Below are 17,098 nucleotides of genomic sequence, written 5' to 3' on the forward strand. Positions count from 1 at the left end.
CATTATATTTTAAGTCCGCTAAAGCACATCATAGCCATTGCCATGAGCCCTACGGTAATAAATGTTATGCCAAGCCCTTTCAAAGGCTTGGGCACATCACTATATTGCATTTTCTCTCGAATAGCTCCCATGGAGACAATTGCCAGCATCCATCCCAAGCCGGAACCCAATGCATATACAATAGCATCTATCACATTGCCTATATACTGGCTACTGCTCGGATCCATGTGGATGCGCTGCTGCATAAAAAGGGAGGCACCCATAATGGCACAGTTTACTGCAATGAGAGGCAGAAAGATTCCAAGGGCACCATAAAGTGAAGGTGAATATTTCTCCACTACCATTTCAACTATTTGCACAATTGCGGCAATGACGGCAATGAAGAGTATAAAACTTAAATATGAAAGCCCTAATGGATCTAAGACTTTGGTCTGCAGTAGATAATCAACAGGGACTGTAACTACAAGTACGAAAGTAACGGCGGCACCAAGCCCAAGGCTGGTTTTTACATTCTTTGAGACTGCCAAGTATGAGCACATTCCGAGGAAAAATGCAAAAATCATGTTGTCAACAAAGATGCTGCGAAAGAATAAATTTATCAAATGCTCCATTACTTATCCTCCTCCTTATAAAAATATGCACGATGTACCCAAATAACACATCCCAAAAGAATGAGTGCCATAGCCGGCATGCTCATCATACCATTGTTCATATAGCCGGCATGATATACTGAATCCGGGATAATCTGGAAGCCAAGTAGGCCGCCGCGCCCAAAGAATTCACGGACGGCACCCACAATGACGAGAATCATTGCATATCCCAATCCGTTGCCCAATCCGTCAAGGAATGAAGGCCAAGGCTTGTTTATCATCGCAAAAGCCTCAAGGCGTCCCATGAGAATGCAGTTAGTAATGATTAATCCGACATATACAGAAAGCTGTACGCTCACATCATAATTGTAGGCTTTGAGTACTTGGCTCACGATAGTAACCAATGCTGCAACCACTACCAGCTGTACGATGATGCGTATTCGCATTGGAATCGTATTGCGGATAACTGAAATGATTACATTTGAGAATGCCGTGATTACTGTAACTGCCAATCCCATTACGATGGCTGGCTTCAGTTGAGTGGTTACGGCGAGTGCTGAGCAAATGCCGAGTACCTGGACAATAATAGGATTGTTCAGATTGAGAGGTCCTGTAAATGCCTCCCTATTTTGTTTGTTGAATAGTTCCATGTTTATTTATCACTTAAGAAAACCATATACTTTTCTAGACAGGAGTGTAGCATATCTGTTACTCCGTTAGAAGTAAGTGTTGCACCGGTAACAGCGTCCACCTGTGTTGTTGCGTCATCTACTTTCTTGTTTACAGAGATAGCTATAGAGTTAGCTTCTCCCGCCTTGAAGATTTTTTTTCCTTGGAATTTCTCCTGCCAACTCTGATTGTCTTTGATCTCTGCCCCTAAGCCTGCAGTCTCACTTTCATGATTGAAATAGACACCGTAAACGGTGCATTTGTCTTCATTTAGGGAAATATACCCAGAGATCGGTCCCCAAAGTCCCATCCCATAAAGGGGTATTACATACTTGCGTTTTCCGTTAACCGTGCACAAGAACAGAGCCAGCTTGCCAGATTTCTGGTCAGCGCTATTCAGGGAAAATCCATCATCTTCTCCACCTGCTGCACCAGGAGCGAGGATCTTATAGTTCTCATCTATGATTTCGTCAGCTTCCACTACCTTTTTATATTGAGCTTCAGCCTCTTCATTCGTTATGTTACGAATATTAAGAGAATAGAGTATTTGTTTCTTTTTATCGAGAGCTATATTGGCATTTTGCTTCCCTTCCAGACCCTTTGAGACAAAAGCCAGCAGGAATGCAACTATCAGCACAAGAATGGCTGAATAGATAATCGTATATGAATTAGAATTAGTTTTCATATTCCATCCTTTCTTATTTTTTACTGATACGGTTAGCACGATGAGTGATATTGCGCTGAACCACACAATAGTCAATAAGCGGTGCAAACATATTACCAAAGAAGATGGCCAGCATCATTCCCTCTGGATATCCAGGATTCATTACTCTGACAATAATTGCAAGAGCGCCGACGAATAATCCGTAGATATATTTACCCGTTTCCGTGCGGGCACTCGTAACAGGGTCGGTTGCCATAAATACAGCACCAAAGCAGAATCCTCCAAGAATAATGTGTTGCCACCATGGCATTTCTGTCATCCCTAAAGCTTGGAAAACACATGCCATTACAATGCCTCCGGCAAAAACACTTCCCATGGTTTTCCAAGAAGCAATACCTGTCCATAAAAGTATAAATGCCCCAATGGCAATCGCAATAACGGAAGTCTCCCCTACGGAACCGGGAATCAATCCAGTTACCATGTTCCAATTAAATGGTACGATATCTCCTTGCATGAGCATACTGAGAGGAGTGGCACAGGTAAGGCCATCAGGAAGCGTGTGTCCCAGTCCGCAGATAGTGTCGGTGGATACCCATACCTGATCCCCTGTCATCTTATTTGAATAGGAAAAGAAAAGGAACATGCGAGCAGCTATGGCTACATTGAAGATGTTCATCCCTGTACCGCCAAAAATCTCTTTTGCAAAGATAACGGCAAATGCAATAGCCAGTATCAATATCCATAACGGGGTATTGACTGGGATTATCAAAGGAATCAGGATGCCTGTAACCAAGTACCCTTCTTGTATTTCTTCATGTTTCCACTGAGCCCATGCAAATTCAATACCGAGGCCGACAATATAGCTTATCAGAATTTTGGGTAACAATGCAAGTAGTCCATAGGCAAAAGCACTCCAAAATGGAATGTTGTCTACTCCGGCAGCCGTATAGTTCTGGTAGCCTATATTATACATTCCGAAGAGCATAGCAGGCATTAGGGCTATTACAACAAGGCTCATGATGCGCTTGGAGTCTATGGAATCATGGATAGAGACTCCACTCTTGGATGTTTCATTGGAGACGAAGAGGAAACTCTCGAACCCGGTATAAAGGCTCCAAAGCGAATGAAGTCTGCCACCTTCCTCGAAGTTCGGTTTAATTTTGTTAAAATAATTTTTAAGCCACATATCCTTAAGCGTTTTCTTTTCTCAATGTATCCAATCCCTTCCGAACGATTTCCTGCAGCGGTAACTTACTACTATCTACAAACTCGGCTACCGCAAAATCTTCTGGTGATATTTCATAAATGCCCAGTTCTTCCTGCTTGTCAATGTCCCCGGCAATAATTGCTTTTATCAAATACTCTGCATAAATGTCCATAGGAAGGACTTTGTCGTATTCTCCACTCATAATCATGTGGCGCTCCCCTCCCTTTATGCGTGCATCAAGGTCATATTCTTTCCCCTTTTGCAACCAGCTAAAATAGCTTCTGCTTATAGAAAATTGCTTAGTGCGGGGCAGAATCCACCCTAATATCTCGTCTGCATTATCTCCTTCAGGAATCACGCAGACTTCAGAAGTATGTGCTCCTAAATAGTCTTCCGTATTTGCCTTTCTTCCAGTAAGTGGATTTCCATTGATGATACGAATGTGGTCGGTTCGTACCAGATTGCCTTCTAATATAGACTTCAATGGAGTTCCAACAAGCGTGTTAACATATTGGGGACTTGTAACTCCGCTTCCAGCGATGGCTATGGTGCGTGTGAGATCAACTTTCCCTTCAAGAAATAATCTACCGAAGAAGATAACGGCTGTTGGGTCTACAACCCAAACAACTTCACCTTTATTTACAGGATTTAAATGGTTGACTTGAATACCAACATTACCTGCCGGGCAAGGACCGTCAAATATAGTAATTTGTACATCAGTAGCGGCAGTTAGTGCCTTTGCCTTAGCTTTGGCTCCAATGCCAAGATAAGTTTTAGAAACTCTGCTAAGAGCTGTCAATCCGGCTTGGAACTCGGCTTCGTTCCCTTCCAGTTCAATTTCGAAGTCGCCAGCCAAAGGCATATCCCGTAACGCTGAAACAAAAATGGCCTTTGGCTTTGTTTCCGGATTAGTCGATATAGCATAAGGTATTTGATTGATGTAGCCGAACAGACCAGCCTTGAGAAGTGAATCCTTTACTTCCTGGGCATCAAGTAAAGAGGGATTTTTCTTCTCAAAGTTTACATATTCTTGCTGAGCATCAGCTTTTACTTTGACACAAACTATCTTGCGGCGCTCCCCTCTAACAATTGCAGTAATGGTACCACTGACAGGAGAAGCAAACTTCACGCAAGGATAGAACTTGTTGACAAACAAGGCTTCACCAACCTTTATATGGTCTCCTTCTTTTACGGTTATTTTCGGAGAAATGCCTATGAAATCATCTGGTACAAGTGCATACTCTTCACTCTTCTCAAGATTGATTTTGGCATTTACGGCTTTGCCTTTTAGCTTAATGTCTAAGCCCTTACGCAACTTAATAACATTTGCCATATTTAATTGATTATATTTTAAGAATTTTTATTCTTCATATGTGATTGCAAAATTAACAAAAAATACTTATAAAAGGAAGAAAAATTAGTTATTTATTTTTTATTGCAATAAAATTAATGTACTTTTGTGGCACATATTCTTGCCTTTGAGGAAGTTCAAGCATATAATATTAGGTATAGTATGGACTATAGCTGGTCTGTATCTATTGTTGGTTTTACTGACGCATCTCCCGCCAGTACAGCATTTTATAGCTGTCCAAGTTAGCAACTCATTAGCCCGGAAATTAGGAACGGCCGTTAATATTGGGCGTGTGGATATTGGTTTTTTGAATCGTTTTATCATAGATGATTTTTTGATAAAGGATCAGAAAGGTTATCAGATGTTGAAGGCTACCCGTCTCTCAGCAAAGGTAGATTTGTTGCCTTTTATACAAGGCCGGGTGTCTATTTCCTCTGTGCAGCTGTTTGGTTTACAAGCTAATTTATATAAGGAAACGGAAAAAGAAGATTCGAATTTCCAGTTTCTTATAGACTCTTTGGCTTCAAAGGATACAACAGTTCATACCCCGCTCGACTTAGCCATCAATTCTTTGATTATTCGAAATGGAAAGCTAAAGTATAATGAACTATATACCACTGAGTCCCCAAACACATTGTCATTACAGCACATAGATATAAAAGATATCAGCGCACATCTTATTTTGAATGTACTTAGAGACGATTCCCTGAATTTGAATGTAAATAAAATGGCATTTAAAGAAGTAAAAGGGATGGATGTGAATTTGCTTAAATTTAAATTGATTGCTAATAAGACAAAGGCTGAGCTTGCCAATTTTCGCCTTGAGCTCCCCAATTCATGGCTGAGGGCAGACTTGATAACAGCAAATTACGCATTTAATAATAATGACAAGTTGGAATTACCCTCATTAACTTATCAAGGTGAAATTGCAGGTTCAGAGATAGCTCTATGCGACTTTTCGAGTTTAGACTATTCCCTGAAAGGTTTCAAAACTCCGTTTAATCTCTCTTCTTCGTTTTCAGGAACAAGTACTTCGTTAAGGGTAAAAAACATTGAAGTGGAATCTCAGAATCGAGACTTTAGATTGCAGGCGAATGGATCTATTAGCCATTGGGGGAACAATCCCAGATGGAATGTATCAGTTGGAAATTTGTCCATAAGTTCTGACGGTCTAAATATGATAGCTGAGAATTTTAGGAAAAAAATAAATTTACCTAAAGAACTAACCAGGATTGGAAGCCTTAAGTATCGCGGTGAAATCGGCGGTTTTGACAAGAATTTGTCGGTAAATGGTATTCTTGTAACAGATGTGGGAAGTGCAAATCTTGCATTAGGCAAACATGGGACAACCTTTAATGGGCATATTGAGACGGATGGTATTAGGCTGAGCAAGGTTTTACCTGATGATGATTTTGGATTAATAGCTACAAATCTTGATGTAAAAGGGATATTAAATGCTAAGTCCATACCCAGTTTAACGGCTAACGGGACAATTCAAAGGTTTGACTACAAAGGCTATAGTTACAAGAATTTAACGATAAATGGAACTTTGCTCAACGGGCTATTTAATGGCGCATTGGGAATAGACGATCCTAATGGGAAAATTGATTTGCAAGGCAGCTTCAATACAAATAGCTCAAATTCCTATACCAAGATTACCGCGCAAGTTAGACGCCTTAACCCCTCTGCCTTAAAGTTTACAAATCAATATCCTGGCACGATATTCAGTTTTGACACTAATATAGACCTGACAGGTAAAAGCCTGAACTCATTAGACGGTATTATCAGTATCCGTAATTTCTCGATGGAATCAAGAGAAAATGCCTATAGTCTTTCATCTTTAACGATTCGATCTTCGTCTGATGGGAATGGCCGACAAATTGAAATGACAAGCGACTTTGGGAATGTACAGATGTATGGTAAGTTTGATTACGCTTCCATAGGCGGTAGTGTCGCAGATTTGATAGGTAACAGATTGCCAACCCTCCCCGGACTTCCCACCAATATTCCTAAGCATGACAACCGTTTTTCCATCAATGCAACTATAATCCGCTCTGACTGGCTTAATAAATTGTTGGATATCCCATTAGAATTGAATGAGCCTGCCCATATAGAGGGATATATTAATGATTCTGAGAAAAAGGTGAATCTGGTATTCAGGATGCCCCGATTTGTGTATAGGGGGAACCTATATGAACAAGGATATCTGGATATAAACAGCCCCAATGACACCTTGATAGCCAATGTCAAGTTTCGGCAGATGAGTAAAATAGGCGGTTTTACAAATTGGGTTATTAAGGCAAGTGCTGCAGACAATAAACTTGCGACTTTGCTTTCGTTTCAAAATAAAGGGGATTTAGATTATGCCGGGATTCTTGATACACAGACCCAGTTCTTCAGGAATGAGAGAAATGAGCCGGCTGCACACATCATGGTTCACACATCTGATATCAATGTCGGCGACAGTATATGGACCATAAATCCGTCAGATATAGTCTATAGTAAAAATCGTGCCATTATTGACCACTTTGCCATCGAGCATAATAGCCAGCATGTCATTGTTAGTGGAATTGCTACGAAAAGCATTAAGGATACAGTAGGAATAGATTTGCAGGGAGTTGATGTGAATTATGTTTTAAATTTGCTTAATTTCCATTCCGTTGAATTTGGCGGGAAAGCTACCGGGCATGCATATCTGTCAGGTGTTTTTGAAAATCCGGAGGCTCATGCCAATTTGATGGTGTCAGACTTTACTTTTGAGGATGGCCGTATGGGCATTCTCTCTGCCGATGTAAATCTGAATAATAGAGAGCGGCAGATTGATATCGATGGGATTGCATACGATGAGGATAACAGTCGCACATTAATCAAGGGGTATGTGTCGCCGCAAAAGAATTATATCGATTTGGGCATTAAGGCACAGAATACGAGGTGTGAATTTCTGGAGGGCTTCTGTGGGAGCTTTATGCGGGATGTCAATGTGCATGCAAATGGAGCTTGTCGAGTTATAGGAGCTTTAGACGAGGTGAACCTGACAGGAAAGCTTGTAGCGAATGGAACGGTTGGCATCACACCACTGAATACTGTATACATTCTGAAAAATGATACGATTACGATGATTCCGAATGAAATTGTATTTTCAAACGATTCCATCTTGGATCACAGAGGGCACTATGGTGTCGTGAACGGGGCATTACATCATAAAGCACTTACAAATTTAACATACGATCTGAATCTCTCCGTCGATAATTTGTTGGCTTATGACTTTCATGAGTTTGGCTCAGACTCATTCTACGGGACTGTTTATGCGACGGGCACTTGTGATATTGCTGGCCGTAGTGGAAGTCTGGACTTTAATATTAATGCCACCCCTGAGAAGGGCTCGTTTATAGTCTATAATGCGGCAAGTCCGGCGGCGATTAGCAACCAGACTTTTATTCATTGGAGGGACAGGAATGATTCTCTCCAGATAGATTCCGTGGGGGAAAACCGCCCCTTGCAATCGGAAAGCACCGCTATAAGCATTCCAACAGACATTCATTTGAATTTTCTTATCAACAGTAATCCGAACTTAAATCTGCGCGTGCTCATGGATCAGGAGTCAGGCGACATGATTTCTCTGTATGGGAAAGGTGCCATTCGTGCGACCTATTATAATAAAGGGGCATTTGACATGTTTGGTAACTATGATGTGGATTATGGGACTTACAAGCTCACCATCCAGAATGTCATCAGTCGCAATTTTGAGTTTCAGGAAGGGAGTCGTATTGTTTTTGGCGGAGATGCCTATAATGCAGCTTTAAATTTAAAGGCAAAATATACGGTAAACGGGGTAAGCCTTGCAGATTTGAACATTGGCCGGTCATTCTCGAATAACAATATCCGGGTAAACTGCCTCATGAATATTACGGGTACTCCGGCATCTCCCCAAATTGACTTTGGCTTAGACTTGCCCACCGTGAATAGTGAGGCAAAGCAGATGGTAATGAACCTCATTAATAGCGAGGAGGAGATGAATCAGCAGGTTCTGTATCTTTTAGCCATCGGCCGATTCTATTCCCAGGGAAACAATAACGCCGTTGCCGAGGGCACCTCCACCCAGCAGAGCGAAACATCATTGGCCATGCAAAGTATTCTGAGCGGTCAGCTAAGCCAGCAGTTGAATAATGTCCTGAAGAGTGTTGTCAATAACAGTAATTGGAATTTAGGCGCGAACATCTCAACGGGGACAGAAGGCTTTAACAATGCGGAATACGAAGGCATATTAAGTGGTCATTTGCTAAACAACAGACTCTTGTTCAACGGGCAATTTGGATATCGGGATAATGCGAATGCGACGACGAGTTTTATCGGAGACTTTGACTTGAGATACCTCATCGTGCCGAATGGAGACTTTGCCATCAGGGTTTATAACCAAACCAATGATAGATATTTCACTCGCAACAGCCTGAACACACAGGGACTGGGATTCATAATTAAGAAAGACTTCTCTAATTGGAAAGATTTATGGGGAATATCCCGGAAGAAAAAACAAAATCCCAGAATAAAGTGATTAAGGTTTACTAAAAAACTCCCGATAGAGTCCTCTCCTGTTTTCTGTCTCTGGAGGGGCCGTATAATAAGTTTGATTTTATAAGAGGAAGTCATTTCTATCCTAAGGAAAATCAAGAGTTGACCTTATTTCAGAAATCTTTATTTGATAAAACAAATGTTTGACTATCTCCCAAATTTTATCCAGGTTTCAATTCGTAACCTCTAAAGACTTTTCGTTGAACTGACAAACTGCATATACGCTTTTTATAGAATAATTATTCGGAAATTACCATAATGGCGAATGAAAAATGCCTTTCCGAAGCCTTTTAACGGCTTCAAGGAATGTAGAAAGCCGTCGGCTATTGGCCCGAAAGCCGCCAAAAGCATTGCCGAAGACGGCTTTTTAGTCTTGCCATCATAGCTTCCCCTCTAAAGAAATGATGTCCATTTGTAAAGAAAAAGAAAACTTGAGCCTATAAATGCGCCACAAGAAGCTCACGGAAGGTGGGGTTCACCACATGAAGCCACCCTTTTTTCAGAAGCCCTTATGCAAAATGCATAATTATTCAGTAACGATTTTTAAGTAGACACTGTAGTTTTGCTTATCTCCCACCCTCTTCTCGCGGTTTGGTCTTTGATTACACCGTCAAGTGACTGTGGCCTATTACACACCATCACAAAGTATACTTAAGCAATTTCGGGGAATTCATACATTACTACGATTTGCACTTCCATCAGGAAAATGCGATAGTTAAGGGTACTCTTCGCTGGTTCTGTCCTTGTTTCTAGAATCCACCTTGGGTCCGCTATTGTTAATTTTATTTAAAAGGTGAATTTTACCCGTGTTTTCAGACGGATATCTGTTTGAAAAACAGTACCTTTGCACCTGATTTGGCAATTAGAGCCATGTCGCGAGTTAATTCACATAAAGTCTAACTTTATTAAGTTTAATCATTTTAATTATTTTATGGCAGATTTCAATAACATTGAACCATTACAGGACTTCAATTGGGAAGAGTTTGAAAATGGGGCAAATGTAAATGTCAGCAAAGAGGACCTCGAGAAGGCCTATGATGAGACTCTCAATAAGATTTCTGAGCATCAGACCGTTGAGGGTACAGTTATTTCAGTAGATAAGAAAGAAGTTGTCGTCAACATCGGCTACAAGAGTGATGGCATTATTCCTGCATCTGAATTTCGTTACAACCCAGACCTTAAAGTTGGCGACAAGGTAGAGGTCTATGTAGAAAATCAAGAGGACAAGAAGGGACAGCTGGTGCTTTCTCACAAGAAGGCACGGCTCGAAAAAAGCTGGGATCGTGTTAATGCAGCTCTCGATAATGACGAGATTGTTCAAGGATACATTAAGTGCCGTACAAAGGGTGGCATGATCGTTGATGTATTTGGTATAGAGGCATTCCTTCCAGGCAGCCAGATAGATGTACATCCTATTCGCGACTACGACCAGTTTGTAGGCAAGACCATGGAATTCAAGGTTGTCAAGATCAATCAGGAGTTCCGTAATGTAGTTGTTTCTCACAAGGCTCTTATTGAAGCCGAGATGGAAGCCCAGAAGAAGGAAATTATTTCTAAGCTTGAGAAGGGTCAGGTACTTGAGGGTACCGTTAAGAATATCACTTCTTATGGCGTGTTCGTAGATCTTGGCGGAGTTGACGGATTGATTCATATTACGGATCTCTCTTGGGGCCGCGTAAGTGATCCCCATGAGGTTGTTGCCCTCGATCAGAAGATCAATGTCGTAATCTTGGATTTTGATGAGGAAAAGAAGCGCATCGCCCTCGGCCTGAAACAACTGACACCACATCCATGGGATGCCCTTGATGCAGATCTGAAGGTTGGCGACCATGTTAAGGGCAAGGTTGTCGTTATTGCTGATTATGGAGCTTTCGTAGAAATTCAGCCAGGCGTAGAAGGCCTGATTCATGTATCGGAAATGTCATGGAGTCAGCATTTGCGTTCGGCTCAGGAGTTCATGCATGTAGGCGACGAGGTTGAAGCCGTGATCTTGACCCTCGACCGTGAAGAGCGTAAGATGAGTCTTGGCATTAAGCAGCTGAAGGAAGACCCATGGGAAAATATTGAGGAAAAATATCCTGTTGGAAGCAAACATACCGCAAAGGTTCGCAATTTTACCAACTTTGGTATTTTCGTAGAACTTGAAGAGGGTGTTGACGGATTGATTCATATTTCTGATCTCTCTTGGACCAAGAAAGTGAAGCATCCGTCAGAGTTCACTCAAGTTGGGGCTGAAATAGAGGTGGTAGTTCTTGAAATAGACAAGGAGAACCGTCGCTTGAGCCTTGGACACAAGCAACTGGAGGATAATCCTTGGGATACATACGAGACAATATATACTCCTGGTTCCGTCCATCAAGGTAAGATTACGGAGATGATGGACAAGGGGGCTGTCATAACCTTGAATGAAGGAGGTGAAGGTTTCGCTACTCCTAAACATCTCCAGAAAGAAGACGGTTCTCAGGCCAAGCTCGGCGAAGAACTTTCTTTCAAGGTAATTGAATTCGCGAAGGAGACACGCCGCATAATCCTCTCCCACTCTCGTACATTCGAGGATGTTAAGGAGGATGTTAAGCCTGTGCATAAGCATTCTGCTAAGAAGAGCGATGCACCTGTGGTTAATAATGTTGCGGCTGGTACATCTCTTGGTGATCTTGATGTGCTCGCAGACCTCAAGGCAAAAATGGAAAAAGGTGAATAATTAATCCTATAGCATTTTATTAAATAAAAGCTCGCTTCAAAAAAGCGGGCTTTTTTTTGGTACTCTCAATAACTATTTGTATCTTTGTATCCAGTTTTTAGCGACTACTGCTTCTGTTCTGGAAGCAGCATCATTCAACAAACATTCATTATATTATACTAATATATGTATAGCAAAGACGAATTATTATCTAAGAGTATCTCTGAGTTGGAAGATATTGTAAAAAAACTTGGTATAGATTCTGCCCCAGATGCAACAATTGAGGATATTGCTTATGCCATTCTGGACAAACAAGCCGAGGATGAAAGCAATAAGAATCCATTATCTGCGGCGAAGAAACACCGCGCTCGCATCGTGAAAAAGGAGGTAGACCGGGTGTATTCCGTAAAGGGCAAAGAAGGAGAGAATTATGATCTGAAGAAGAAAAAACCTGCAGTAGAAGAAACTCCCTTGTTTAAAGATGAGATTACTTCAGCTTCAGAAGACTCATCGGAAATACCTTCTCCAGAGAAGGAGGTGCCCGTGGCAGTTTCAAAAGGCAGGGTTAGAAAGACAAAGCGCGCCCCAAAACTTATCACACCGACAGAGGTAGAAACTGTTGGCAAGGAATCCGTAGAAACGACAGAAGAAACTGTTCCTGCTGTGGAAGAAGACACTCGGGGCGATTCTTTTGTTCCTGAAGCACAGTTCGCATCTGGCGTAGAATCGGAAAACGAGGAGACCGAGGGGGAAGGTTTGCTCGCTCAGCTTCAGGAGAAGATCAATGCGCATAACCAGAATAATGTAGAGGAGCAGCGTGATGCGATAGAAGATGAGGTTTGGGGAGGTGATCCTGGTGACGGAACCGATTTCATTGTAACGGTAGACCTCCCGATTGAGGACCAAGGAGCAGTTCCCACATATGACATGTTCGATCGGCCTACAGTACCAGGACCCATTCCAATGTCAGCCTATCAGACTCCGGTAGTAGCCCCTATGGTTGCCAATGCATATGACTTTTCTGATATTGTAACGGCCAATGGAGTTCTTGAGATAATGCCCGATGGCTATGGCTTCCTGCGTTCAAGTGATTATAACTATCTTTCTTCTCCTGATGACATTTATGTTTCTGGGAACCAGATAAAACATTATGGACTAAAAACTGGAGATGTTATCCAGTGCCATGTCCGGCCACCACATGACGGTGAGAAGTATTTCCCGCTTACAAGTATTGACAAAATTAATGGAAGAGAGCCTTCTGAGGTTCGCGATCGCATACCTTTCGAACACCTTACCCCACTTTTCCCTGATGAAAAGTTTACTCTTTGTGGCGACCGGGCGACAACAAACCTCTCCACCCGCATCGTCGATCTCTTCTCTCCTATTGGTAAAGGCCAGCGTGCGTTAATCGTGGCTCAGCCCAAAACAGGTAAGACCATCTTGATGAAAGATATTGCCAACGCAATTGCAGCAAATCATCCAGAAGCATATTTAATGATGCTGCTCATCGATGAGCGTCCCGAGGAGGTTACAGATATGGCGCGTACTGTGAAAGCTGAGGTTATTGCGTCTACTTTTGATGAGCCTGCGGAGCGCCATGTGAAGATAACGGGTATTGTGCTTGAGAAAGCTAAGCGCATGGTAGAATGCGGTCATGATGTGGTGATCTTCCTTGATTCCATCACCCGATTGGCACGCGCCTACAATACCGTCAGCCCCGCATCCGGCAAAGTACTGACGGGAGGTGTTGACGCCAATGCACTTCAGAAACCGAAGCGTTTCTTCGGTGCGGCTCGTAATATCGAAGGTGGAGGCTCGCTGACAATTATTGCGACCGCCTTAATCGATACGGGTAGCAAGATGGATGAAGTTATCTTCGAGGAATTCAAGGGCACGGGAAATATGGAACTCCAGCTTGACCGTTCTTTGTCGAACAAGCGTATATTCCCATCTGTAAACCTTGTTGCATCAAGTACTCGCCGCGATGATTTGCTGCAGGATAAGACCACGCTTGACCGTATGTGGATCTTGCGTAAGTATATTAGCGACATGAATCCTATAGAAGCCATGAATACGATACATGACAGGATGATTCACACCCGTGATAATGAGGAATTTCTTTTGTCGATGAATTCGTAAGACATACTAAGGGCTGCTCATCAGAGCAGCCCTTAATAATTATGCCTGTGTTGCGATTTCTATCATTAAGAATCTCTCTATTTTGTCTATGTTGTAAGTCGAAAGAATCTGTTCGTCTTCTTCAAATGCCTGTGTGAGCAAGGTCTCATTGTCCACTCCGCTATGGGGGTCATCGCTGTATATCTTAAAAAGTCTGGCTGCTTCTCGTATATTATGAAGTCCCCATGCGGCATAGCCCATATTCAGATAGTCATCCATGGCTATGTTGCCTTTCTCTATCAGGTTTTTATAAATATCATAAGCTTGTTGTGCGCTTCCTTTGCATAGCAGTCCCCACCCTAATGCCCGGTTTACATTACCATCATCAGGATTCTCTAAATTTAATCGATAGAGGGTATTCAGGGCAGAATCATAGTTCCCGCACTTAACAAGAGCCAGGGAATGATTAATTTCATACGATTTCCTTTCGGGATGAAGCAGCATGAGTTTAGCGTAAAGGGTGGCAGCCTCTTCAGCATCTCCCTCTCTCAACTCCGCCCGGGCAAGTCCCTTGAGGGCCTGTTCGTTATCCGGTTCAAGTTCCAATGCCTTCCGGAAGTAAGATGATGAATCTCCCCAGGAATTATTAGAAGCGAGGATTCCCATGGCAATCAAGTATTTTGCTTCTTCTTTATCGGGATATGCATGGATGAAATCATATAGTACACTTTCTTTTGGCCTGAAACTTTTTCTCAGAAAAGAAATCATTTTCAGGTTGTATTTTGGAAGTCCCGTAGCTTGAAATAATCTGCTACACATAAACTCCCGGGTTTCTCCATTAGGACTATAGAAGCTATTCTTGAAATCCCGATTATCTGTATAGAGATTGAAGAATCTGTAAAAATCCTGCAGATACATTCTCCGGATGTATGCAGAAGACTCCGTATTGTCAACTGTCATACCACCGAAAGTGGCATCCGGATTGTTCAGCATTTCCTTGACATTATCGGGAATCATATCAATTGTAGAAGAGAGAGCCAGTGCAAACGAATACTTATCGCTATCGCAAAATGGTCCTTTTTCGAGCAGGTTCTTCATGAATGATATGTTCTGTAATTTCGTATTGGCCCGTTTCAAGTCAGGGTGCTCTATATAAAAAGGTACGAACCAGTTGCTCAGGTCATAAAAGAAGGAATAGCGTTTCATATGGCTGAAGCCCCCGAAATATATGTCCATGCCTTGATTCTGCATGTCGGTAAGTTTTCTCATGGCATCTTCCACCTCCTCCATGGCCTTCTCGGAAGCATCTGGATGCAAGATGCCGTTCAAAGAATCCTCATTTTCTTCTATGCCGAACCGAGTAAACTTGAGATTTGGGTTTTTCATAAGGTCTCCCATAATCTCGTTTTGAATGCGGTCGCTGTCAATCTGTGTATTATTACAATAATAGAATTGTTTCTGGAGCTCGAATAAGTCTTGTGTGTTTGATTCTGATTTACAGATCGTTTCACACAATACTTTCAGTTCTTGTTCGTAAGCCGGGAAGCCATCATCCAATGAGAAAATCCATCCTACTAATGCCCTCTGCCGAACATATTTGTCAGTTGTTTTTAGATAAATATCAGCCAAAGATTTGTTTTTCTGGAAATCGAAATACTGCGAACCGCTAAGACTTATAGCACTTACGAGCGTCTGGGCATCATTAGACTCTATAGCTGGCGACAAAATGAGTTCGGTGTAAAATTGGGAGTCAGCTTCCGTCCATCCGTCAGAAACAAGGATATGATCAAAGATTCTGCTCATTTTCTTTTGGTGGGCGTCAAAGATGTCTGCCTGCTTTTGTTCTTTCCCTTTTTCCGTTTCGAGGCTTAGCATTGCGAGATCAGTAACCATGTCCTCCATGACCGACTGAATTGCCTCGTGCGAGAAATCTCCGCCGGAAACACGGCTCTGAGCCCTGAGAAATGAGGGACGCGTCTGCATGTCAAGCCGTTTATAGAGGTCAAGCCCTATATCCGTTGCCTTCGTGAAGAGCTTGTGATATAATATGCCACGCTCTGGGTCCTGATATCCCTCGCGCATGAAATCTAACATACGCTCGTAATCTTCAGAAACGCGCTCTATTTGGTGGCGTATGTCATGAATATGTTCCTCCTCCGAGAGCTGCATGATGATTCTGATGAGATCCTTGCAGCGATAGTTTGCACGAAGAAATGTCCTGAGATTATCTTTAAGTTTCGTATTCATTGTTGTTAATGACTTTCGGATCCTTCTTTATGGTCGGCCTCGGTTCTTCCGGGCGATTATCGTCCTACTTTCTTATAACTCCCTACCACGGCATCTGATATATGGATATATTTTAGTTCCGGCAATGCCTTGAGTGTTTTCTCGTCGGTTTTGCAGTAGGTCTTCACTAAATCGGCATAATGCTTTAGCCCGTATTTGTTTATAGAATCGCATGCAGCATTATATCCTTTAACGAAATAGACAATCTGCTGTTGCCTTCTTCTGTCTGCGAGTGCCTGGGAACGAAAGGCCACGACTCCTAATGATTTCTCCTTCAGTTCACGACTGTCTTTTAATACCGGATTCTTGTAGAGGCGTGCCGTCGTGGCCTGAGGCTCTGTTAGCCACATGGCATCCATCTCGTTGTTGAGCAGCATGTGAAGCCTGACGGTAACATCATTGATCTGGATTCGAAAGACGGATGCACTTGTCTTAACTCCTTCAAGCACTTTATCCGTAAGATAGTCGGTTGCCGAGTAGCGGGTCATGGCAACCATCTTGTCGCCTAACTGAGATACATGCTTTATTCGTGCTGTATGATTTGCTATCAACTGCCAGTAGGCGTTGGTACTTCCCAGTATGTCCAACTCGACTCCACGACTTTTCATTTTATCCACTCTCATGAAATCAGTAACGGCTCCTTCTATACTTCCTGCCATCAAGGCCGCATCCGCATCCATCTGGGCGTTCCACAGGCGTAGGTGTACATCCACCTTAGTTGTGTCGAAGAGGTTGTGCACCTTTGCCAGATAGACGGGCATGCAGTCAAGCGTAGGCAGTACAGCCACTTTCAGCGCGAGGGAGTCCTGCCTTTTCAAGCGGGCCTTTTCAGCTCTTGAAATAGCCTGTTTCTCCTCATATGACTGGCCGCACGATACCAGAAAGATTATGGAGCATATATAGATGATTAATTTCCTCATGTCCTGACTTTGATAATATGTGCAAATTTAGCAATTAATTTTGA

The 17,098-nt window shown here is 42.4% G+C and carries 10 protein-coding genes; 3 read left to right on the forward strand and 7 right to left on the reverse strand.

Features of this window, described 5'->3' with window-relative positions; translation table 11 throughout:
• Nucleotides 1-2: 2 nt before the first annotated feature.
• The 5 genes from nqrE to BM114_RS05140 are packed head-to-tail and all read right to left on the reverse strand — an operon-like array spanning nt 3 to nt 4,463.
• Entirely contained in the window at nt 3-611 is a 609-nt protein-coding gene (gene nqrE / locus BM114_RS05120) for an NADH:ubiquinone reductase (Na(+)-transporting) subunit E (protein ID WP_092111091.1), read from the reverse strand.
• Entirely contained in the window at nt 611-1,240 is a 630-nt protein-coding gene (locus tag BM114_RS05125) for an NADH:ubiquinone reductase (Na(+)-transporting) subunit D (protein ID WP_092111093.1), read from the reverse strand. Before BM114_RS05125 ends, nqrE begins: the two co-directional genes overlap by 1 nt.
• A gap of 2 nt (nt 1,241-1,242) precedes the next feature.
• On the reverse strand, nt 1,243-1,944 hold the full coding sequence (gene nqrC, locus BM114_RS05130; protein ID WP_092111285.1) for an NADH:ubiquinone reductase (Na(+)-transporting) subunit C: 702 nt from the start codon (nt 1,942-1,944) through the stop codon (nt 1,243-1,245).
• Between the two features lie 13 nt (nt 1,945-1,957).
• A complete protein-coding gene (locus BM114_RS05135; RefSeq protein WP_092111095.1) occupies nt 1,958-3,109 on the reverse strand; it encodes an NADH:ubiquinone reductase (Na(+)-transporting) subunit B in 1,152 nt (383 codons plus the stop codon).
• Between the two features lie 4 nt (nt 3,110-3,113).
• Nucleotides 3,114-4,463, reverse strand: coding sequence for a Na(+)-translocating NADH-quinone reductase subunit A (locus tag BM114_RS05140; RefSeq protein WP_092111097.1), 1,350 nt, complete (start codon nt 4,461-4,463; stop codon nt 3,114-3,116).
• Between the two features lie 310 nt (nt 4,464-4,773).
• On the opposite strand from BM114_RS05140, the gene BM114_RS05145 reads away from it, so the two are divergent.
• From BM114_RS05145 to rho, 3 genes are all read left to right on the forward strand, one after another.
• On the forward strand, nt 4,774-9,033 hold the full coding sequence (locus BM114_RS05145) for a translocation/assembly module TamB domain-containing protein (RefSeq protein WP_255406434.1): 4,260 nt from the start codon (nt 4,774-4,776) through the stop codon (nt 9,031-9,033).
• Nucleotides 9,034-9,981: 948 nt separating this feature from the next.
• The gene (gene rpsA / locus BM114_RS05150) at nt 9,982-11,751 is read left to right on the forward strand and encodes a 30S ribosomal protein S1 (RefSeq protein WP_092111288.1); all 1,770 of its coding nucleotides are present in this window, start codon (nt 9,982-9,984) and stop codon (nt 11,749-11,751) included.
• Nucleotides 11,752-11,916: 165 nt separating this feature from the next.
• Nucleotides 11,917-13,869: a transcription termination factor Rho gene (gene rho, locus BM114_RS05155; RefSeq protein WP_092111103.1), complete on the forward strand. Its 1,953-nt coding sequence runs from the start codon at nt 11,917-11,919 to the stop codon at nt 13,867-13,869.
• Between the two features lie 39 nt (nt 13,870-13,908).
• On the opposite strand, the gene BM114_RS05160 is transcribed toward rho, so the two are convergent.
• Together BM114_RS05160 and BM114_RS05165 are read right to left on the reverse strand one after the other, a co-directional pair.
• Nucleotides 13,909-16,095 carry a tetratricopeptide repeat protein gene (locus BM114_RS05160; protein WP_092111105.1) on the reverse strand — a complete coding sequence of 729 codons (2,187 nt, stop codon included), beginning with the start codon at nt 16,093-16,095 and terminating at the stop codon, nt 13,909-13,911.
• A gap of 56 nt (nt 16,096-16,151) precedes the next feature.
• Nucleotides 16,152-17,054, reverse strand: a complete 903-nt coding sequence (locus BM114_RS05165) for an ABC transporter substrate-binding protein (protein ID WP_092111107.1) — start codon at nt 17,052-17,054, stop codon at nt 16,152-16,154.
• Nucleotides 17,055-17,098: the final 44 nt, after the last annotated feature.

The sequence above is a fragment of the Prevotella sp. KH2C16 genome (genome assembly GCF_900113305.1).
Classification (GTDB): domain Bacteria; phylum Bacteroidota; class Bacteroidia; order Bacteroidales; family Bacteroidaceae; genus Prevotella.

Bases quoted from the DNA above. Each gene is read 5' to 3' on its own strand.
- nqrE (WP_092111091.1), bottom strand. From the start codon at position 611: ATGGAGCATTTGATAAATTTATTCTTTCGCAGCATCTTTGTTGACAAC.
- BM114_RS05125 (WP_092111093.1), bottom strand. From the start codon at position 1,240: ATGGAACTATTCAACAAACAAAATAGGGAGGCATTTACAGGACCTCTC.
- nqrC (WP_092111285.1), bottom strand. From the start codon at position 1,944: ATGAAAACTAATTCTAATTCATATACGATTATCTATTCAGCCATTCTT.
- BM114_RS05135 (WP_092111095.1), bottom strand. From the start codon at position 3,109: ATGTGGCTTAAAAATTATTTTAACAAAATTAAACCGAACTTCGAGGAA.
- BM114_RS05140 (WP_092111097.1), bottom strand. From the start codon at position 4,463: ATGGCAAATGTTATTAAGTTGCGTAAGGGCTTAGACATTAAGCTAAAA.
- rpsA (WP_092111288.1), top strand. From the start codon at position 9,982: ATGGCAGATTTCAATAACATTGAACCATTACAGGACTTCAATTGGGAA.
- rho (WP_092111103.1), top strand. From the start codon at position 11,917: ATGTATAGCAAAGACGAATTATTATCTAAGAGTATCTCTGAGTTGGAA.
- BM114_RS05160 (WP_092111105.1), bottom strand. From the start codon at position 16,095: ATGAATACGAAACTTAAAGATAATCTCAGGACATTTCTTCGTGCAAAC.
- BM114_RS05165 (WP_092111107.1), bottom strand. From the start codon at position 17,054: ATGAGGAAATTAATCATCTATATATGCTCCATAATCTTTCTGGTATCG.